This is a genomic window from Rhizobium sp. LEGMi-198b (assembly GCF_054114205.1).
The window spans coordinates 428,050-448,676 of the sequence record NZ_JBSYVH010000006.1 but is presented as its reverse complement, the minus strand read 5'-3'; the positions used below and the strand labels follow the sequence as shown (position 1 = coordinate 448,676).

At 58.6% G+C, this 20,627-nt stretch carries 19 protein-coding genes; 9 read left to right on the top strand and 10 right to left on the bottom strand.

Annotated elements, in window-relative coordinates:
• The 3 genes from ACXHXG_RS23715 to ACXHXG_RS23705 form a co-directional block, all read left to right on the top strand.
• Positions 1 to 135, top strand: a 135-nt coding sequence (locus tag ACXHXG_RS23715; protein ID WP_457900909.1) for a Rieske 2Fe-2S domain-containing protein, incomplete at its 5' end; no start/stop codon positions are given.
• A 109-nt stretch (positions 136 to 244) separates the two neighbouring features.
• Entirely contained in the window at positions 245 to 802 is a 558-nt protein-coding gene (locus ACXHXG_RS23710; protein WP_457900898.1) for an NADPH-dependent FMN reductase, read from the top strand.
• 129 nt (positions 803 to 931) lie between these two features.
• Entirely contained in the window at positions 932 to 1,819 is an 888-nt protein-coding gene (locus ACXHXG_RS23705) for a DMT family transporter (RefSeq protein WP_457900897.1), read from the top strand.
• Positions 1,820 to 1,920: 101 nt separating this feature from the next.
• Here ACXHXG_RS23705 and ACXHXG_RS23700 read toward each other — a convergent pair whose 3' ends face one another.
• The 8 genes from ACXHXG_RS23700 to ACXHXG_RS23665 form a co-directional block, all read right to left on the bottom strand.
• A complete protein-coding gene (locus ACXHXG_RS23700) occupies positions 1,921 to 4,260 on the bottom strand; it encodes a polysaccharide biosynthesis tyrosine autokinase (protein ID WP_283054171.1) in 2,340 nt (779 codons plus the stop codon).
• A gap of 84 nt (positions 4,261 to 4,344) precedes the next feature.
• Entirely contained in the window at positions 4,345 to 5,250 is a 906-nt protein-coding gene (locus ACXHXG_RS23695; protein ID WP_260305025.1) for a UTP--glucose-1-phosphate uridylyltransferase, read from the bottom strand.
• A gap of 4 nt (positions 5,251 to 5,254) precedes the next feature.
• The gene (locus tag ACXHXG_RS23690) at positions 5,255 to 6,307 is read right to left on the bottom strand and encodes a glycosyltransferase family 2 protein (RefSeq protein WP_285168717.1); all 1,053 of its coding nucleotides are present in this window, start codon (positions 6,305 to 6,307) and stop codon (positions 5,255 to 5,257) included.
• Positions 6,304 to 7,245 (bottom strand): glycosyltransferase family 2 protein, encoded by a 942-nt coding sequence (locus ACXHXG_RS23685; protein WP_457900896.1) that lies wholly within the window; start codon positions 7,243 to 7,245, stop codon positions 6,304 to 6,306. Before ACXHXG_RS23685 ends, ACXHXG_RS23690 begins: the two co-directional genes overlap by 4 nt.
• Positions 7,242 to 8,240: a glycosyltransferase family 2 protein gene (locus ACXHXG_RS23680; protein WP_260305028.1), complete on the bottom strand. Its 999-nt coding sequence runs from the start codon at positions 8,238 to 8,240 to the stop codon at positions 7,242 to 7,244. Before ACXHXG_RS23680 ends, ACXHXG_RS23685 begins: the two co-directional genes overlap by 4 nt.
• Positions 8,237 to 9,445 (bottom strand): glycosyl transferase family 1, encoded by a 1,209-nt coding sequence (locus ACXHXG_RS23675; RefSeq protein ID WP_260305029.1) that lies wholly within the window; start codon positions 9,443 to 9,445, stop codon positions 8,237 to 8,239. Before ACXHXG_RS23675 ends, ACXHXG_RS23680 begins: the two co-directional genes overlap by 4 nt.
• A 107-nt stretch (positions 9,446 to 9,552) precedes the next feature.
• A complete protein-coding gene (gene exoK, locus ACXHXG_RS23670; RefSeq protein WP_260305030.1) occupies positions 9,553 to 10,356 on the bottom strand; it encodes an endo-1,3-1,4-beta-glycanase ExoK in 804 nt (267 codons plus the stop codon).
• A gap of 9 nt (positions 10,357 to 10,365) precedes the next feature.
• Positions 10,366 to 11,478 carry an acyltransferase family protein gene (locus tag ACXHXG_RS23665; RefSeq protein ID WP_260305031.1) on the bottom strand — a complete coding sequence of 371 codons (1,113 nt, stop codon included), beginning with the start codon at positions 11,476 to 11,478 and terminating at the stop codon, positions 10,366 to 10,368.
• Positions 11,479 to 12,132: 654 nt separating this feature from the next.
• Between ACXHXG_RS23665 and ACXHXG_RS23660 the strand changes: the two genes are divergently transcribed.
• Positions 12,133 to 13,092, top strand: coding sequence for a glycosyltransferase family 2 protein (locus tag ACXHXG_RS23660; protein WP_260305229.1), 960 nt, complete (start codon positions 12,133 to 12,135; stop codon positions 13,090 to 13,092).
• 88 nt (positions 13,093 to 13,180) lie between these two features.
• Positions 13,181 to 14,125 carry a polysaccharide pyruvyl transferase family protein gene (locus ACXHXG_RS23655; RefSeq protein ID WP_260305032.1) on the top strand — a complete coding sequence of 315 codons (945 nt, stop codon included), beginning with the start codon at positions 13,181 to 13,183 and terminating at the stop codon, positions 14,123 to 14,125.
• Positions 14,126 to 14,137: 12 nt separating this feature from the next.
• Here ACXHXG_RS23655 and ACXHXG_RS23650 read toward each other — a convergent pair whose 3' ends face one another.
• Complete coding sequence (locus tag ACXHXG_RS23650) at positions 14,138 to 15,148, bottom strand: glycosyltransferase family 2 protein (RefSeq protein ID WP_457900895.1); 1,011 nt, start codon at positions 15,146 to 15,148, stop codon at positions 14,138 to 14,140.
• 87 nt (positions 15,149 to 15,235) lie between these two features.
• A complete protein-coding gene (locus tag ACXHXG_RS23645) occupies positions 15,236 to 15,526 on the bottom strand; it encodes an exopolysaccharide production repressor protein (protein ID WP_260305034.1) in 291 nt (96 codons plus the stop codon).
• A gap of 749 nt (positions 15,527 to 16,275) precedes the next feature.
• On the opposite strand from ACXHXG_RS23645, the gene ACXHXG_RS23640 reads away from it, so the two are divergent.
• The 4 genes from ACXHXG_RS23640 to ACXHXG_RS23625 all read left to right on the top strand — a co-directional run bounded on the left by ACXHXG_RS23640 (position 16,276) and on the right by ACXHXG_RS23625 (position 20,612).
• Positions 16,276 to 16,956, top strand: a complete 681-nt coding sequence (locus ACXHXG_RS23640; RefSeq protein ID WP_260305035.1) for a sugar transferase — start codon at positions 16,276 to 16,278, stop codon at positions 16,954 to 16,956.
• An 81-nt stretch (positions 16,957 to 17,037) separates the two neighbouring features.
• On the top strand, positions 17,038 to 18,312 hold the full coding sequence (locus ACXHXG_RS23635) for a polysaccharide biosynthesis/export family protein (RefSeq protein ID WP_457900894.1): 1,275 nt from the start codon (positions 17,038 to 17,040) through the stop codon (positions 18,310 to 18,312).
• A 9-nt stretch (positions 18,313 to 18,321) separates the two neighbouring features.
• Complete coding sequence (locus ACXHXG_RS23630; RefSeq protein ID WP_457900893.1) at positions 18,322 to 19,614, top strand: O-antigen ligase family protein; 1,293 nt, start codon at positions 18,322 to 18,324, stop codon at positions 19,612 to 19,614.
• Entirely contained in the window at positions 19,611 to 20,612 is a 1,002-nt protein-coding gene (locus ACXHXG_RS23625; protein ID WP_457900892.1) for an acyltransferase family protein, read from the top strand. Before ACXHXG_RS23630 ends, ACXHXG_RS23625 begins: the two co-directional genes overlap by 4 nt.
• Positions 20,613 to 20,627 lie beyond the last annotated feature (15 nt).

Below are 20,627 nucleotides of genomic sequence, written 5' to 3'. Positions count from 1 at the left end.
AACATCATCGAATGTCCCAAGCACAACGGCCGCTTCGACTACCGCACCGGCGAGGCCAAGGGCGCCCCCGTCTGCGTCAACCTCAAAACCTATCCCGTCAAGGTCGAAAACGGTGCCGTTTTTATTGATATCTGAGGGGCAGGCGATATTCGACTTGGGCTATCCGCATTCACATGACCATCGGTCCTTGACGAATGGTATCGAGCTATAAATCTCTCCCCATCCAATTCTTATGGGGGACACGATGAAAATTCTCGGCATATCGGGCAGCCTTCGCAAGGGCTCATTCAACACGGCACTGCTGCACGCCGCTGTCGCGCTCGCGCCGCCGGGCGTTGAACTCATCGCCGGGACGATCCATGGCATTCCGCTTTATGACGCCGATGTCGAGGCCGAAGGTATTCCGGAAAAGGTGAGCGAGCTCAAGGAGCTGGCCGCAGCCTCCGACGGCCTGATCCTGTTCACGCCGGAATACAACAATTCGCTTCCCGGCGTTTTCAAGAACGCGATCGACTGGATGAGCAGGCCGCCCAGCGATATTCCCCGCGTCTTCCGGGCAAAACCCGTCGCCGTTCTCGGCGCCTCGCCCGGCAATTTCGGCACGATCCTTAGCCAGACTGCCTGGCTGCCCGTGCTGCGCACGCTCGGCGCCAATCCCTGGTTCGGCGGCCGGCTGATGGTGTCGCGCGCCGGCAGCGTGTTCGATGCGGAAGGTCAAATCGTCGACGAGAAAGTGAAGCAGAACCTCGCCGCTTTCGTCGAGGGTTTCGCCGCCTTTATCGAAGGCACGCAAAAAAGCTGATCGACACATTTCGTGTAGTAAGGCAGATGCGGGAGCCTATGATCGAAAGATCGAATGGCCTATTATGATCGGCAGCGTCGGTTCGGCCGGCGCTTCCGGGGCCGCATACCATCCTTCCTTCGAGCCGAAATGAAATCCAATACTGCCGGTTATGTCTTCACGCTGTTGGCGATCAGCATATTCGCCATACAGGACGGCATCTCAAAACATCTGGTGAGTGCCTATCCGCCGCTCTTCGTGGCGATGATCCGCTACTGGGCCTTCATGCTTTTTGCCGTGGCGTTGGCGTCGCGCTCACCCGGCGGATTGCGTGTCGCCATCCGCACCAAACGGCCGCGCCTGCAGATCGCCCGAGGGCTGCTGCTAGCCGCGCAGATCGTGGTCGCCATCTCGTCCTTCGTCATCGTCGGCCTTGCCCGTTCGCAGGCGATCTTCTCGTCCGGACCATTGATGGTCGCGTTATTGTCCGTGCCGATCCTTGGCGAAAGGGTCGGTTGGCGGCGCTGGCTGGCAATCTGCATCGGCTTCGTCGGCGTGCTGCTGATCCTGAAGCCGGAAAGCGGCTTTTTCGACATTCGTTTCCTGCTGCCGCTTGCCGGTGCCCTGTTGTTTTCGCTGTATGTCGTTCTCACCCGCTATGTCAGCCGGGACGATTCCGCGATGACGAGTTTTCTTTACACCGGCGTCGTCGGCGCCGTTGCCATGAGCTGCATCGGACCGTTCTTCTGGGCACCGGTTGTGCCGTATGACTGGGCTTTCCTGGGTGTGCTCTGCCTCACGGGCATGTCGAGCCACTATTTTCTCATTCGCGCCTATGACCTTCTCGACGCGGTGGTGATCCAGCCGCTCACTTATCTGCAGCTCGTCTTCTCGGCGATCATCGCCGTCTCGATCTTCGGCGAGACGCTCAATGTCTATACTGTGATAGGAGCCATCATCGTCGTGGCTGCGGGCATCTTCACGATTTGGCGCGAACACGTCCTGGCACGCGCCGGTGCCAGGACGTTGAAAGCGTAGGGGAGAGCGGTTCAGCGTTTTACGGAATCGCTTTCCCGCTCTATCACTTTGTTTTTACGCATTCCGGACCGAAAACCGGTTCGCACTTTTCCTGGATTGCTCTAGGCGTCGATTTCTGCCTTCGGTTGTTCCTCGGTGTAGTAGCTGGTGTATTTCTGCCGGTAGCGCTCCGTGCCGCCGAAGTCGCTGTAGCGCGACAGTTCCGACATATCCGTCTTGTTGAGGATGACGCCGAGAACACGCGAATTGATCTGCGGCTCCTGTTCCAGCAAATCCCTGACGAGATTGGTCGGCGTCGCGCCCCACTCGGCAACAAAGAGGAAGGCGTCCACCTGCGGCGCGAATGCCTTGGCGTCGATGACCGGGCCCAGCGGCGCAAGGTCGACGACGATGTAGTCGAACATCTTCCGCGCGCTTTCCATCAGGTTCAGCATGCCCTGCGAAGACAGGAGCTCGCTGGTGTGCAGGAGATGATCGCGTAGAACCACCGGTAGAATAGCAAGCTTGGTGCGCGGATCGACCCTGACGGCACTTGCCCAGGGAATTTCGCCGAGAGCCGCCTCGATGAGGCCGGTCTGCGGCGGTGATTTCAGCATCCGGCTCAAACCGGGATTGCGCAAGTCGGCATCGATCAGCAGCGTGCGTTTGCCGCTGCTCGCGAGCAGCGCGGCAAAATTGGCGGCCGTCGTCGACTTGCCTTCGCCGGGCAATGCCGAGACAACACCGATCACGCGGTCAGCCCGTCCTTGCAGCATGACATCGCTGGCAAGCTTGGCGTTGCGCAGGGTTTCGGCGAATATCGAGCGCGGGGCCTCGACCGAGACACGCATGATCCGTTCGAAAGCGACACCGGTCTCGGCATCCTCGGCCGTTGCCGGCCCGACTTTGAGCTTGCGACCCTTCTTTTTCTTCTTGTCGAATGTCTGTTGGCCGAGCAGCGGCAAATAGCCCAGGAATTTGAGGCCGAGCGCTGCGCGCACATCGGCTTCGACCCGGAAGTACCGGTCGCGGAATTCCTGCAGCGCGGCAAAGGCACCGCCGGCCATCAAGCCGAGCACGATCGAAAGTGCCAGGACGAGTGTCTTTTTCGGGCTTGACGGCGCGGATGGCACACCGGCGGCGGAGATGACGCGGGCCTTGGCGATCGGGAAGGAGCGTTGCTGCGATGCCTCCTCATAACGGCTGAGATAGGATTCGTAGAGCGTCTTCAGCGCTGTCGCTTTCTGGTTCAGCGCATTCAATTGCACGAGGGATTTATTGGCCTCGGAGTTCTTGCCGACCACGCCTTCGATGCTGTTGCGCAGCGACACCGCACGCGATTGTGCTACGTCGAATTCATTCTTGTAGCTCGCCGTCAGTTGCTGCAGTTCCTGGTAAATCTGCCGCGTGATGTCTTCGCGCTCCGCCTTCAGCGCCACGGCCTGGGGATGACTGGCGCCGAAATTCTGCGTCACGTCCTGCTCGCGCTTCTGCACATTGAGATAACGCGTCTTCAGATCCTGCAATACGCTATTGTCGGTCTGACTGGACGAGATCGTCGCGTTTTTCACCGCATTGTCCGGTCCCTGATCGATGATCGATTTGTATTGATAATAGCGCGCCGAGGCGCTGGCAGTATCGGCCTGAGCGATGATCAATTGCTTGTTGAGATCGGAAATCTGCTGTTCCGACATCAGTTCGCCGCCGGTCGAGGTCAGACCGTTCTCGGCCTTATATTTTTCGACATCGAGCGAAGCCTGTTGCGAACGCTCGCGCAGGTCGTTCAGCCGCTCCTGCAGCCAGACGGATGCCCGCTCGGTCGCATCGAAATTGGCATTGAGCTGATCCGTCAGATAGGCGTCGGCATAGGCCGCAGTGACCTTGGCGGCCAATTGCTGATCGGTCGAGCCGAAGGATACGGAGACGACGGAACTGCGGGTGACGCGCTCCACCTTGAGAGCGTCCTGCAATGTCGCGGCGATTTGCTGACGTTGCGCCTCGCGCGCCTCTTCGGCAGTTAGCGGCGGCTTCGCCGGTTTAAAGGCGCTGGCAATCAGCTTCACGCCGGATTTGATCAGCGCTACCGGCGACTGCGGCGGATTGAGGATCGCGTCATTGTTGACGAGGCCCGCCGCATCGACGACGCGCAAGGCCATCTCGTTGGATTTCAGGATTTCGACAGCGCTGGCGATCTCCATGTCGGCCTGCTGGCTGCTGGCCTGCGGCGGCTGGTCCTCCGCATATTTGGTCATGGTTTCGTCGAGCAATATCTGTGTCGCTGACGTATAGGTCGAAGGTGCGGTCAGCAGATAAGCGACCGCCAGTGCGACGAAGATGACCACACCGGCGAGGATGGTGCGGATGCGACGGGTGATGACCGCCATCAGCCGGTCTAGGTCAATGAAACCATCCTGCTCCTCCTTTGGAAGAGCGCTGTGGAAGGTGAAATTCTTCTGATGCATGGCGACCACCTTGTCGGAGAAGCCTAAATGAATAGCGGCAATGGCCTGCGGCCATCGAGGCCGCAGGCGAAAGTGTGAAGCGGCTTAAGCTGCGGTCATCTGCGCTTCGTGCGAGAGAACCAGGCTTCGGATCGAGTCGTAAACGAGACCGCCAATGTCCGCGCGTGCCAGCGCGAAGGCGACGTTCGCCTCGATAAAGCCTTGCTTCGAGCCGCAATCGAAAGTCCGTCCGCTATAAGCCTGGGCATGGAAGTCCTGTGTTTGAGACAGGCGCAGCATGCCGTCGGTTAGCTGGATCTCGTTGCCAGCGCCGCGTTCCTGCCGCGCCAGGATGTCGAAGATCTCAGGCTGGAGAATATAGCGCCCATTGAGGTAAAAGTTAGAAGGCGCCTCCGACGGATGCGGTTTCTCAACCATTTTGGTCACACCGAAGCCGTGGCGAACCGGCGCTCCACGGCCGATAATGCCGTATTTCGAGGTCTCTTCCGGCGCACATTCCTCGACCGCGACGATATTGCCGCCGACTTCGTCATAGAGTTCCATTAGCCCGGCCATGCAGCCGCGCAGGCCATGGCAGACCATGTCGGGCAGCAGCAGCGCAAACGGCTCATTGCCGATCAGGTCTCGAGCGCACCATACGGCATGGCCGAGGCCGAGCGGCGCCTGCTGGCGGGTAAAGCTGACCGAGCCGGCCCGCGGCAGAAGACGCTCCAGTTCGGAAACCTGCTTTGTCTTGCCCGCTCTATGCAGCGAGGAGATCAGCTCCGGCGTATCGTCGAAATGATCCTCGATTGCCGATTTGTTGCGGCTGGTGACGAAGACGATGTGCTCTATGCCGGCCTCGATGGCCTCGTCGACGGCGTATTGCACCACCGGACGATCGACGATCGTCAACATTTCCTTGGGCATCGCCTTGGTGGCCGGCAGGAAACGGGTTCCGTTGCCAGCAACTGGGATGATTGCTTTTCTCACACGATGCTTAGGGTCCATAGCTCTATCCTTTGTTAGAGTGAGGGCCTGCGCCCAAACTGGGGAGGGAGGGGGAGATCGGGGACGCCGACGCGACTTCGCCGCCGCCCTGCAGGACGGTTGTCTCGCCGTTGCCCCGAAGAAGGGCGGCAAGACGACGCAGACGGGCCGCGATCGGCATGCGCAAATGACGAACCGCGCCCGGATTGCAGCAGGCAATTTTCAGCGCGTTCGGTAAGGAACCGTCCTTGATGCTGTCGACAAGCATTAGGAAGGATAGTGTTTCTTTCAGGTTGCGCGTCCGTCGCCGTTGGGCGGCCAGAGCGGCGGCACCGAAAGGATGTGTAGAGAAAAACTTCTGGTCGGCGGCAATCATCGCCTCGACATCTTGCCGCTTCAGCACGCGCGAGATCGAACCTTCGCGAATGTAATAGAGATAACCGGCTGTAGGTTCGACAGCGCAGACGCCGCCTTTAGCCAATGCGGAGGCGAGAAAAATATAGTCCTCGCCGATCCTGAGGGCCTCGTCGAAGCGCAGGTGGTGCTTCTCGAGAAAGGCGCGCTCGAAGACGGGCTTCATGTAGCCGAAATTATGCTCGGAGCGGAAAATCATGTTCGACATGATGAATTTCTGCAGCGTCAGAACCGGCAGACGCGCGAGCACGGCTTCCGGAAACATCGTGCCCGCCGCCTCATCCGCTCCCCTGATAACATCGAGATTGTCGACGACGATCTGGGCCTCGGCCTTTTCGGCCCGTGCAATCAGCCGTGCCATGCGGTCCGGGCGTAGCGCATCGTCGGAATCAAGCACGGCAACCCAACGGCCGCGAGCGGCGTCAAGGCCGGCATTGCGTGCCGCGGCGGGACCGCCGTTACGGGGCATGGCAACGAGCCGAACGCGCGGATCGGGGTGGTTGCCGGCAATCGTCGGGGTATTGTCGCTGGAACAATCGTCGACGACGATCACCTCCATGCTGACGGCACCCTGCGCCAACGCGCTGTCAATGGCGCGCTCCAGGGTGTCCTCGGCGTTGTAGGCTGCGATGACGAAACTGACATCAGGGATGAAATCCGTCATTGCGGTGCTTTCTCCAAATTTCCGTATTGTTCGATTTCGCGGACACCGAACAGGCCGCTGACGACGCCTGCGTGCATGATACCGCGCAGGCCGTAGCGGTGGCGCTGGACGGGGAAAGCGGCAAGAAGCGCAGCGGCGGCAAAGCAATAGCCGGATTTGGCGCCAGCAAGCGCGATCGCCTTCCACCGGCCAAGACCGGCCGACGTCTCCAGCAGCATCCGCCCATGCGTCTGCCCCATACGGAACCGCCGCTTCGTGAGCCAGGCAACCGTCGCCCGCCCGTTCGGCACGGGTTCGTAGACCATGGCATCCTCGGCAAAGGCGATCTTTCCGCCCGCCCTGTGCATGTGGGCGAAATATTCCGTATCCTCGCCACCGCTGCGCCCCAGCGCGATGTTGAAGCGGCGGCCGGCAAGCGACGGCGCGTTGCGCCGCAGCAGGACATTGCAGGTATAGCCCGTGCGGATATCGCCGGAGACCCAGACCGGCAATGTCGAATGGAAATCGCCGCGCCGCATCCAGCCCGGCGCACCGTTCGGATAGACGGCGCTGACGGGGCCGAGCACCGCGTCGGCTCCGGTGGTATCCGCGGTCACCAGTAATTCAGCCAGCCAATCCTCTGATGCGGTCTCGTCGTCGTCGATGAAGGCCACGAAATCGCCGGTCGCATGCTCGAGGCAGGCGTTGCGGGCGATCGAAATGTTCGAAGCGGGGCAATGCACATAGGCAATCTCGAAAGGCACCGCCGAACGCATGGCTTCGACGCGGTCGCGCGCACTTGGCATCACGTCATTGTCGGCAACGATGATACGGACAGTAACGTCCACAGGAACGGTCAAGACCGCCAGCGACAACAGCGTCTGGTCCAGTTCGGCGCGGCGATAGGTGCAGACAGCGATATCGATCCTCACGGATCGGCGCTCCGGGTTCCGCGTCATGACACCACCTTGCGTGCACGGAAGCTGAAGACTTCCATCCAGAAACCCATCGACCAGGCAAAATGCATGACCATGGCCGAGACGGCGGCGAGAGGTCCGTACGGATTGCGCTCGCCGAGCGCGATCCAGAAGCCATAGGCTACGCATGCAAAAGCCCAAAGGCTGATGGGAACGACCGCAATCCAACTGAGGATCGCCAGAAACGCGCCGACGAAGATCGGCACCACCGCCAGCGGCAGCATCTGGCGGACGCTCGGCATGCTGCGATGCTTGAGGATATTGCGCGCACGGCCGCGGCCATAGCCGAGATACTGTCGGAAAAGCGTCGGAACGCTGGAGCGCGGATAATAGGTCATTGCCGTCTTGTCGGTGAGCCAGATGCGATAACCGGCCTTCCGTAGGCGATAGTCGAGCTCGGCATCCTCATTGTGGCTGAAGGCTTCGTCATAGCCGCCGACGGCGCGGAAGGCAGAGATGCGCATCAGCGCATGGTGACCGTGATCGGCCCAATGCCCCTTGGCGCCTTCGCGGTGCTTGGAGCCGCCATTGCCGAGCTTGGAATTCTGCGCCACCGCCGTCGCCTTCTGGAAAGCGCTAAAGCCCATGGTACGCATGGCGACGACAACCGAATCCGCCCCAGTCGCCTGCGCCTCCTGCGCGAGGATCTGGCAGTAGTCGCTGGGATAATCGCCATGGGCGTCGATGCGAATGAAATAGTCGTAGTCGCGGCCAAAGGTTTCGATGGCGAGATTGATCGCAGCACTTTGCAGCCGCTTCGGGTTGTCGAGCAGGAGAATGCGCGGATCGGTCGCGGCGATCTCCTTGACGATGTCGCGCGTTCTATCCGTGCTACCACCATCGGCAACCACGATCCGGGCATCAAGTTCGTCCAGAGCACTACCGAGCTTGGCAATCAGCGGCTCGATATGCTTCTCCTCATTGAGGCAGGGAATAACGATTAAGCAACGCATATCCATGGGAATTCCGGTCTTCATTGCAATCCACCTCTATTGCGATGCATTTGTGGGAGGGCTTTTAATTCGGCGGTTTGGCCACTGGCGCGGGTAAGGGAGGCCAGCCGCTGCACCAATCCTTGGCATTCGGCGCGGTCGGTCATCCATTGCCTGCGGTCCTGCGCGGCCAAGGCGTTGAAAGCGGCGAGGTAGCGCTCCTTATTTATGTCGCCCAGGAGGGCGACAAGGTGCGCAGCATCCGCCTTTTCGAGCGTCAGCCCAATTTTTCGGTTTGCCAGGAACCGTGCGGTTTCAGTGCCATTGAAGGCGATCGGCACGGCGCCATGCAGGCCGCCTTCATAGAGACGGTTCGGCAATAGCCAACTGGAATTCAGTCCTTCTTCGAAGAAGTCGATAGCCCAGGAGAATTGCACCTCGCCATAGATCGCCGCGAGATCCTCGGGATTTTTGTATGGGCCACCGAAGCGCATGAAGGGCGCATCGCGCACGAAGCCATCGAAATCACTGAACTCGGAATAGGCCGGCCGGCCACGCAAGACGATCTCGAAGCGGCCTTCCATCTGACGTGAAAATTCAGCAAGCATTTCCAGTGATTTGCGACACCGAAGCGCACCGAACCAGCCGATCTTCCAGGGCTCGTTGGCGGCTGGCAATCGCGGCGCAACGGTAATTTCAGCCCCGATACCCTCGATCGCCAGGACTTTGTTCTCGAGAAGGAGGATCGGCAGGTCGAGGCCCGAGCGAGAGCGGAAATAATGCTCGACAAAGGCCGGCGAACTGGTCAGCAGCAGCGCCGCATCCGCGCCGAAATGGCGCTCGATGCCACGAAGGGCGCCGCCAAAGACGTCCTTGCGCAGCAGCAGCCGGTGAATATCGAGGCACTCGTAGACAACGGGCATATCGCCGCCGAAGATCGACTTGGCGCGATTGGCCACGGCCAGCATTTCAAGATTGCGGCCGATGATCACGTCTGGCTTTTCAATCGAACGCAGCAATCCGCGCAGTTGCAGAGCAGACTTGGCAACGGCAGCGATACGCTGTGCGAACTGCGCATCACGCGTCCGCCCGAGTTCGATCGGTTCGACACCGTGCACGGCAGCCAACGCGTTGTCATCGCGCCGAAAGCCTGCCAGCGTTACTTTCGCCCCACCCGCCTGCAGCATCAGCACCCGCCTGCGGACGGCGGGATCGGCGAGATCGTGGACGAAATAGAGAATATGCAGCATGAAAACTTCCGCTCTCGTACCCGGCCGGATGCCAGGCGCCTCGTTTCGTTCGTGTTGCACCACGTTCATTGCTCCGGCTGCGAAATCCGCTTCGCAGCCGGAATGTTTCAGTTGATCTTGCAGGCGACCGATTCCGGGAACTGGCACTTATCGCCCGCTGCCGTGAAGGCAACGCGATCGATCTGCATGGTCGCCGGCCCACCGCCATAGGCGAACTTGCCCATCCAGCCGCTCAACGTGTCTGTGCCCCAAAGGCTGAAGAAGATCTTCTGCGCATGCGTTGGGATCTTCGACGGATCGGTTACCTCCTGGACGAGCTTGCCGTTCAGGTAGTAGCGGAGCCGATCCTTTTCCCAGACGAAGGCGTAATCGTTGAAGCCTTGATCGGCGCCGCCGGCGACCGGGACGAGTTTCTCATTGCCGCCTTTGGCGCCAATATATTGATTGACCTGAACCTGTCCGAGGTTCTTGCCGAGCACTTCGAAATCGATCTCGTCGTGCGGTTTCTTGTCGGTCGGACCTATATAGGTGAAGAAAGCCGAATTAAGGCCGGAGCCGGTCGCGGTGCGATAACGCGCCTCATAGGTGCCGTAGCCATAGGTCTTGGTCGTCTGGATCTCGCCGCAGGCATAGTCCCGTTGGCCGGTCTTGGCCTGCGTGAATTGAAGCTGCAGCATGCCGCCCTCGACACTGACCTCCTTCTTGGACCAGGTGCAGTTCTGGTGCGGGCCGTTGTTCCAGCCATCCGAAACGAACCACCGGCCGCTGTCGATCCGGTCGAAATTGTCGACGAAAGACTTGCCGTTCGGCTGATCCTCCTGCGCGGAAACTGCGCAAGGGATGAGACCGACGCTCAAGACTGCGAATGCAACAAGGTTAAGTCCCCGGGAATGGAAGATCGGTTTCGTCATGTGTCACCTTTACTCGGAGGTTGCCCGCCGGCCATCGGCCAGGGCTTCGACACGCGGCCGCATGCGGCTGCCGGTCAGTAGATTGTAGAAAGAGGGCAGGGCGTTGCGCGCCATGCCGTTGGTCAAAGGCAGCACCGTCAGGGTGATGGCGGCGGCCAGCAGGTAGAAGACGGGATAGAGATCCACGCCGGTTCGGTTCCACAGAATCCAGAGGCTCAACAGCAGCGGGTGATGGGCGCAGAAGATCCAGAAGCTCAAGCCGCCGGTTTCCGCCAATTGCTGACCAACCTTGCTCTTGATCAGGATTGCCGACAGCGCCCAGAAGCCTGGAATACCGGCGAGCACCATCATATCCCGGCTGAATTCCAGCCACACTGGCGGTTCCGGCGCGGTCAAATAAGCCACTGTCGCCCACAAAATCGCGAGTGCGAGAAAGGCTGCGCCGATGGGGGCCGCGTATCGGTCGATGATGGTTAGATCGATGCGATAAAGGCTGAGATAGATGCCGAAACTGAAGCTGAAGAGGATGGAGTTCCTGAGCACGATGCCAAGCGGTACCGGCAACGCCGCAAGCATCAGCAGAAATACCAGCGTCGGCAGCGGGTAGTGGCGGATCAGCATCGCCAGCAACGGCGAGAGCAGGATGCAAACGAAGAGATCGCGCAGAAAATAGAGGGGCAAATCAATCGGCGCGCCTTCGGTGGCAAACAGAAGTGTAGCGAGGGTGCGCGGGCTGGCATTCGTCAGATCCGGCAGATAGCCATCGCCGATACCGCTGGCCTGCAGGATCAGCACAAAAAGAAAAAAGGCGCTGTTCCATAGCAGAAATGGCAGGAGAACGGTCCTTGTCTTGCGGCGGACGGTCTTGCCGTAGTCCAGCGAGGCCGCGCCGTGGCGGAAAAGCAGATAGCCGGAAATGGCGCTCAAGCAGGGAACGCCCACGCGAAACAGGCTGTCGCGCAGGAAGACCCGAAGCCAATCAAAGAGGCCATAGGCGCCGTTGAATGGGCTGGAATCCGTATCAAACGGGATATGTACAAATACGATGCCCGAGATGAGCACGATGCGCATGAGATTGATCCGCGAAGACACGTTGGCAGTCACATTCACGATAGCTGTCACCCCTTTTTCGGACCGCTCCCCCCTTGCAGCCGTTTCAACCAGAGCAGACTAGAGCCCGCAGACGTAAGCTAGGGCGATCTGGCGAAAGGAAATATGGCACTGCAGCAAAAAACCGGGATATATGGCCTCGCAGACGTGTCCTGGCGCGATGAAAGAGATGAAGAAACATCTAATTCAATCGGATTAATACCTATGGAAGTGGTTGGTTTAAAACGATTTTAAGAGTGGTATAATGTTAACGCGATAGCGTGGAATTACACGCTGCGGCAGCACCAAATTTTTTTCCACCGGCCGAGGATTTTTTTGCATTGCCGCAGATCGCACGATCAATCGTGATCAAAATAGGGCGATGATGCAAGCTTATTGAGAAAATGCGAATAAGATCACTCACTTATGGGTTGCGATTTCGTTTTCGACCTTCTGCTTGAGCCGACGAAGGTTACGATGTCGACGATGGCAAATGCTCTCGTTCTCGATAAAACGCACTCTCCGTCATTGTTCGGAACAGATCGGGCACTAACTGTTGAGGCCACGGCGACATCCTGTCTTTCGGGACCGGCTGAAAATTCAGCGATGGAGAGTGTCGAAAAGCGCATGGCGGTCCCTGTGAAAAGGGGCCACAAACTCTTTATTGAAAACCGTAAAGGCTTGAAAATGGCGTCGATCACGATTGTTATCCCCTTCTATCAGAGGCAGACAGGCATTTTGCAGCGTGCATTGACATCGATATCCAAGCAGGTGTTTCAGGATTTCGATATCCTCATTGTCGACGATGAATCGCCGCTTCCGGCAGAAAACGAGCTTCAGGCGCTTAGCGAAAAAGAGCGGGCGCGAATTACGGTTATCCGTCAGGCCAATGCGGGACCGGGTGGCGCACGCAATACCGGCCTCGACAACGTGCCGGCTTCAAGCCGTTTTGTCGCCTTCCTGGATTCCGACGACGAATGGGCGCCGCAACATCTCAGCAACGCCTTCGAGGCCCTGACGCGGTACGATGCTGATTGTTATTGGGACTCGATCCATGGCGGCGAGGAATTCTCCTACCATTTCAGCATGGCGGAACTGGCAAAATCAGTGAATGCCACCCGTCTCTCCCAAACGCCGTCGCTTATCGAAGTTCCTGATATCGCCAGCGTCATGCTGAAAGATTGGAGCTTTCTGCATCTCTCCTGCATGGTGATCGGCCGACCACTGTTCGAGAAAATCCGTTTCGAGGCCGCATTGCGGCTGGCGGCAGAGGATGTGTTGTTCTTCTGCGACTGCATCCTTGCGGCCAAACGCGTGTTGTTGTGTGAAGATACCGGCGCGCTGCGTGGCGAAGGCATGAATATCTTTCACAGCATTGATAATGATTCACCGCAATTCCTCCGGCAGCAATTCAACACCTGGACCGCGCTTAATACGCTGGAACAGCGGTTCTTGCGCCGGCCGCAGGATATAGCGGCCATTCGCGCCTATAAAAACCGCGCCCGCAAACAGGCGCTGTGGAGCCAGGCGCGGCAGTTGCGGCGCAAGCGTTTGCCGCAACTTGGGCTACTGGCGCAATGGGCGTGGAAAGACCCGGCAATATTGCAGAGTGCGGTGCAGCTTGCCGCGGGCAAGTTGGCGCCCTAGTTTTCGCACCTGCAGCAAAGCTGTCCATACCTGTTACTGAAGAGCCAACGTATGTTCAGCTATTATCTAAATCACCAAGGAGACCTGCATGAAGCCGTTCCACTGGGAATCCACCCATGGTAATTTCGGTGACGATCTCAATCTCTGGCTCTGGGATTTCCTGCTTCCCGGCCTGCGCGACGTTCATAAAGAAACACTGCTGGTCGGTGTCGGAACCGTACTCAACACCCTGATCCTGCCGCTCGACGGCCACAAGCTCGTGATTGGCAGCGGCTTCGGCTACGGCTCGCTTCCCGACATGAGCGACAGGACCAAGTGGGATATCCGCAGCGTTCGCGGCCCGCTGACGGCGGAAAAGGTAGGCCTTCCGCAGGACATGGGCGTCATCGATCCGGCCGTGATGGTGACCGAAATGCCGGAATTCAAAAACCTGCCGAAAAGTAATCGCCGCACCTTCGTCCCGCATTGGGAGTCGGCGGCAGCGGGCCTATGGCCGGAGATCTGCAAGACCGTCGGCCTCTCCTATCTCGACCCCCGCGGCGAGGCAAAGGCGGTGATCCGCGAGATCGCGACCTCCGAGCTGATTGTCGCCGAGTCCATGCATGGCGCGATCCTGGCCGATGCCTTCCGGGTACCGTGGATCGCCGTCAGTACGTCACGGGCGATCAATAGCTTCAAGTGGAACGACTGGGCTCGCTCGCTCGGCGTCACCTATGCGCCAAAACACATTCCGGTTTCCACCCGCGCGGAAGCGATTGCCAAGGGTGCCCGGTTCTGGGGCGTCGGTTTCGAACGGGACGAGCACGCCACAGAAGAGCTGGAGAAGCACCGGCATGGGGGAACGGTGGTCCTTGCCGATCCCGAACAGACCCGCCTCAGAGTGATGGCGAAGCAGGCACTTGCTGTGCCCTCGGCGCTCGCGCTTTGGCAGGCCAGCAAGGCGAAGCCGCAATTGAGCGCCGACTCCGCCCTTGCCAGCCGAAAGCAACGCCTCTTCGACGTTATCGAAGGCGTGCGCCGCGACTACTTCTGATAGCGAGAAGCATTATTCAGGAGCGGCCTGCAGCAGATAGCGCAGGCCGTTCGTTCCCGAATGCGCGATCGGCACCCCGCCGCCCTTCCGGAAACGTTCCGTTTTGTCGGCAAGAATGCCGCCGGCAATGGCCGGAATGGCGGTGGGCTTGCCCAATGCGTAAGAGGCGGCCGCTGCCAGGCCCGATTGTCCCTTGATATCGAGAAAGCGCCGCAGCTCATAGCGGCTGCGAACATGCTGCTCATGGCGGCGGATGGCGGCTGCGTCGGCCGGGGAAAGCCCGCCGGCTGACAGGATCGCCCGATCGGCTTGGTAAAGCCGATGCAGATCCTCGGTGCGATGCTGGCCGCTCAGGGAGTTGCTGCGCACCACTGCGCCATAGCCGCAGCTATGGATGACCTTGTAGCGTGCAGCCTTTGCAAGCGCCCGTACATAGAGATCGTAGTCCTCACCGAGACGCAGGGCTTCGTTGTAGCGCAGGCCATGAGCATCCAAAAACGATCGGCGCATCAACGGCTTCAGGAAGCCGATCTCGCCGCGCCGGACGCCGCGCTTGGAAATGTTGCCTTCGACAAAGGCGACAAGATCGAGAAAACGCGGCTTCGGATCGAAATGATCGAGCATTGTAATCGCATCGGGAACCGTATCGGCATTGACGAAAGCGATGTTGTCAGCGACGAAATCCCAATCGTCGCTTGCGAGCAACGGCTTGAACCGCCCTGGAAAAAAGAAATCATCGGCATCGAGGATGCTGATCAGGGGAGCGCGCGAAACCTCGATCGCATGGTTGCGTGCTGCCGCTGGGCCGCGATTTTTCTCGAATTCATGGATGATCAGACGCCCGCTGCCGTCGTCCGCGAGGCCGGCGGAGGCGGCGGTGCCATCTACCGAGCCATCGTCGATAACAACGACTTCTGCCACTTCGGGCTCGCGAAGTGCAGAAGCGACGGCAAGGCCAATGGTGTCGCTGGCATTCTTCGCGGCAATAATTACACAGACATTGTTTTCGGCACTGTCAGTCACATCAGCCTCCATTATTCCGCGGGAGACTTAGGACGACATCAGCCATAGGCAAGCACGTCACCGTCAAAAGATGCGCTGGCGGCGACCTCAGGGGTTGAAGCGCTCGGAGCGATTGAGATTTGAAGCGTGTAGGCCGGTGACCTTTTCGTCATCACGCAACGATGTGGCAGCCGTGTTTTGACGCAGCAATGCCTGTCGCGCAGTCCGCTCCTTCCATACGAGGAAGAGGATGCCAATAAAGTAACCGATCTGCAGTAGCACGGCGCAAATTACCGTTTCGACCAACGTGGTCGAAAAAGAATGCGTCAGGAAGTAGGTCGCGATGGCAAATACCGCCAGGGCGCCGAGCATGCTGATGAAAACGCGTGGCGCATACATGGCGTTACCTCGCGCACACAGTCATCAGGAAAAGAGCGATCAAGGCCTTGCCTCCCTTAATAAGACCCACAAGCCAAATATATTTAATGAATCTTTTAGATTCAACTAAATGACTGCGGTCCGTTTACGATTTTGAACGAATACGACTTTAGCGCATCACCTGTTAAAACTACTCCTCCATAATACGTGCAATTGCAGCCCATATGTTTTCTCTTTCTCCATATTTCTTATTAAAGTTGTCCAGTTTGTAAATATATACAATTTTAATGACCTTAGTGATCGGACGCGGCCGAGCCAGAATTTAATCAATTCAATCAACTTTTATTACAAAGTTCGGCCGTCGCGACCGGCAATATGTGCGCCGCAATATGGTGTTGCAACGCAATATTTTCGGTGAAAAATCAAGATTGCGCATGAACGCTCAAGAGTGAGCAAAGCCTATTCCAACAAGACCGGATGAACAAATCCGCGCTATAGCCGTTAACATTCTCTCCCATCGCCATCCGTAACGTAAGATGCGCATTTTTTAGCCGTCTATACAATACATTCTTTAGTATAAATATTATATAAGGAATGTCTAAACTTAAGAAATCTAATGCATCGGGGGTAAAACCCGACCCCGATTCCGCGTTGCCACAAAAATTTGGCTTAAAAAATCATAATCGCCACCTACACTCCTCACTGCATAGCCCTAACTAGGCGACCGAGACATTTCCGACCAATTCGCCAACATGAATGGAGTCATCTCTATGAAGTCTGCGACGAGATCGGCCACATCGGCTTTTTTCAGCGCTCCGGAACGTGACGTCTTTCCGCCAACAGGTGGATTCTTGAAGAGGACGTTCGACGTCACCACTGCATTAACGGCGCTGATTTTCATCAGCCCCATCTTCCTTATGCTTATGCTCCTGGTAAAGCTTTCGGATCGGGGTCCCGTTTTTTACGGACATCGCCGCATCGGACACAACGGCAAGACCTTCCGTTGCCTGAAGTTCCGTACCATGGTCGTCGATGGCGACAAGGTTCTGAAGGCCTATCTGCAGGCCAATCCCAGAGCAATGGAAGAATGGCGTGCAACACGCAAACTGCAGGACGACCCCCGCGTCACCCTTGTCGGCGCGGTGCTTCGCAAACTCAGCCTCGACGAGCTGCCGCAGCTTATCAATATCATTCGCGGTGAAATGAGCGTCGTCGGCCCGCGTCCTGTCGTCGAAGACGAACTGGAGCTCTACGAACACGCAGCGATCTACTACCTCCAATCCCGCCCGGGCCTGACAGGCCTCTGGCAGGTGAGCGGTCGTAACGACGTGTCCTATGCCAGCCGTGTTGCCTTCGACACCCACTACGTCAAGAACTGGTCTCTGAGCAGCGACGTGGTCATCATCGCCAAAACCATTCCCGCGGTCTGCCTATCGCGTGGCAGCTACTGATGGCGAACGCAGATACCGCAGGGAAGCGCCTGCGGTTTTCCCGCAAGTGCGGGCTGCATCCAATAACAGGAAAGATCCTGCATGATTGAAATTCAGTCTCCTGGTAAGTCCGTTGGCACGGCTACACCTTTTCGCTGCACAGCTCTTATGCTTCTCAGCCTCTGCATGCTGTCGGGTAATGCCGGTGCCGATAATCTTCCCGGATATCACCTGGGAGTCATGGACAAGCTGCACATTCGTGTTGCCGAATGGCAGACGGCGGAGGGCTCGGTCCGCGATTGGTCGATGATCTCGGGTGATTACACCGTCGGCCCCTCCGGCTCGGTTTCCATCCCCTTCATCGGTGATATGCCGGCCAGCGGCAAGACGACGGACGAAATCGCCGAAGCGATCGGCGTCGGGCTGCAAAAACAATTCGGCCTGCGCGATCGCCCCTCGGCTTCCGTAGAGCTTTCGCAATTCCGGCCCATCTATCTCACCGGCGAGGTTCAGAATCCGGGCCAATATTCTTTCGTGCCCAACCTCACAGTCCTTAAGGCGGTCAGTCTTGGCGGCGGCCTGCACCGCGCCGATGCCGGCCAGCGCTTTGCCCGGGACTACATCAATGCCAAGGGCGATGCCGTCGTCCTCATGGCCGAGCGTGGACGCCTGTTGATCCGCAAGGCGCGTCTGCTGGCAGAAGTCGCCGGCAAAGATCAGATCGATGTTCCGCCGGAGCTGCAGAAATTGCCACAATCGGCCGACCTGCTCGCCAGCGAAGAAGCCCTGATGAAAACGCGCGGCGAGCGCATGAAGACGCAGTTGCAGGCGCTGGCAGACTTGAAGGTGCTGCTGCAAAGCGAAGTCGAGGCGCTGGGGAAGAAGACCGATACGCTAAGCCGCCAGCTCGACCTGGCTAAGGCGGACCGCGACAAGGTCGAAAGTTTGGCCGAAAGAGGGTTGGAACTTGCCTCCCGCAGAATCTCGGCCGAACAGCGCGCCTCCGACGTGGAGACCAACCTGCTGGATACCGACACGGCATCGCTGAATGCCAAGCAGAGCATCAGCAAGGCCGACCAGGATGAAAATACGCTGCGCAACGACTGGCAAAATTCGCTCGCGCAGGATTTGCAGGACACCGATACCCAATTGGAAACACTGCAACTCAAGCTCTCCACCAGCCAGGCATTGATGCAGGAAGCGGTCGCGCAATCGGCCGATGCCAGCAATCTCGATGCCAACGGGCATAGCGTCAATATCGTCTATGCCATCGTGCGGGATGATAACGGGCAGCCGAAGGAAATTCCGGCCGATGAGAACACCCAGGTCCTGCCTGGCGACCTCATCAAGGTCAGCGCCGGTCTTGCCATGCGTTAAGGAGGGTCGATGCAGATCGCGAAATCGACCTTTATTCGTCCAGGGAGCAACGCCACCTACGGTATGGTGGCGGTTGCGCTCTCTTTCTTCGTCTTCGCTTATTCCTCCCGCTTCGGGCAGGCCTCTATTCTTGCCTACTATGGCCTCTGGTTTCCGCTGGTCCTGATCGGCTATCGCAGCACGCTCGGCAACTATCAAAAGCAGCTCTGGCTCTTCGCCTTCGGCGTGTTTACCTGCCTGTCGATCTTCTGGTCTGCCGTGCCATCCATTACGGCACGCGCTGCGATCCAGTACATGACGCACATCATCTGCGCATTGATCGCCATGCGCACGCTGGATATTCGCACTCTCACACGCGGCGGGATTGCCGGCGTGGGCCTCGTGCTGCTCTATTCGATCCTCTTCGGCTATTACGCCTATGACCCGCTCGACGGCACCTACAGCTTCGTCGGCGCCTTCGACTCGAAGAACCAGCTCGGCTTCTACGCCTCGCTCGGCATTTATTTCGCCTTCGCCGCCGTCTTCATCCTCGGCGAGCGCCGCATCTGGCTGCTGGGCGGTGGCATTGCCGGCCTGCTATCCGCCTATTGCCTGCTCGCCTCGCAATCGGCGACCTCGGTTTTGACCACAGGCTTGGTCGTCGTGCTCAGTATCGGCATGCGGGGCATCCTGTTCCTGTCGCCTCGGCAGCGGAAGAGGCTCTTTGTCGTTTTGGCCGTAACCGGTTTGGCGGTCGCTGTAGCCGGTGTCAATTTCGGTGGCGTTGACCTCGTCCTCGGTGCCTTCGGCAAGGACTCGACGCTGACGGGTCGCACCTATTTGTGGCAACAGGGCATCGAAGCAATCTGGCAGCATCCCTTCTTCGGCGTCGGCTACCAAGCCTATTGGGTACAGGGCTTTTCAGAGCCGGAGCGCTTGTGGGACGAATTCTACATCGCCTCTCGTGCGGGCTTCCATTTCCACAACACCTTCATCGAAACGACTGTCGAGACCGGCCTGATCGGCGTCTGCCTGCTCGTCGCGATCCTGCTCACCGCCGTCATCGGCCATATCAAGCGGTTCCTGAGCGACATCAGAAATGATGAATCCTATGTTCTGCTCGGCGTTGCGACGCTGCTTCTGATCCGCGCCTTCGTCGAGATCGACATTCTCAATCCATATCATGTCGGCTCGTTCCTGTTTTATTTCACGGCGGGCAAGCTGACGATGAAGACGCGGGCGCCGAAGGCCGCCCCGCTCATTCCCGACGATCGGATGGAGTTTACGCCATCGATGAATTGGGAGCCGCGGATCAGCAGATGAAGACCCTCTATGGCATTCAATATCTGCGCGGCTTTGCCGCTCTCGCCGTGGTCCTGTTCCACGCCGCAGAGCGCACCGGCAGCCATTTCCGCATTGGAGCGGCTGGCGTCGACGTCTTTTTCGTCATCAGCGGTTTCATCATGTGGACGATGAGCGAGCGCCGGCCGGTGACGCCATTGCGTTTCCTGCTCGATCGCTTGCAGCGCATCGCCCCGTCTTACTGGATCGTCACCAGCATCATGATCGCGGGTGGGCTTGCCGGCCTGTTTCCGAATATGAAGCTGACGGCCGGGCATGTCTTAGGCTCGCTGTTCTTCATCCCCGTGCGCTCGCCGAGCAATGGAGAGATCTGGCCGGTTCTCGTGCAGGGATGGACGTTGAATTTCGAGATGTTCTTCTACGTCATCTTCGCCGCGACCTTGCTGTTGCCGCGCCGTCTGCAGCTTGCCAGCATGGCCGCCATCTTCCTCGCCTTCGTCCTCGCCGGCAACATTTTCAACCCGCAATCCTCCCTGTTTATCACCTATACGCAGCCAATCGTCCTTGAGTTCGTCGCCGGTGCAATCCTTGGCCGGCTGTGGCTAGCGGGGAGGACGCCGGGCGCCGGCCTTGGCCTTGCCTTGGCGATCGCCGCGTTGTCGGGTTTTGCCGCCATCGAGCTTATCGGCCTCGACTTCAATGAAGTGACCTGTGCACCGCTCGCCCTGGCGCTCGTGCTTGGCGTGGTATCGCTGGAGAGGAGCGGAAAGCTGCCAAATATTCCGCTGCTCACCTATCTCGGCAACAGCTCCTATTCGATCTATCTCTGGCACACGCTGGCGATCTCGGTGGTCATCAAAATGGTTGCGTCCACGCAGATGCCCTACGACGTCGCGACGTTCCTCGGCGTCATCTCGGGTACCTTACTCGGCGTCTGCGCCTACGAAGCGGTCGAAAAGCCGCTCCGCAACCTGTTGAGGAACTTGAGCTGGCAAAGATCACGCCCATCGCCGGCGTGATCGATGCTCAAACCT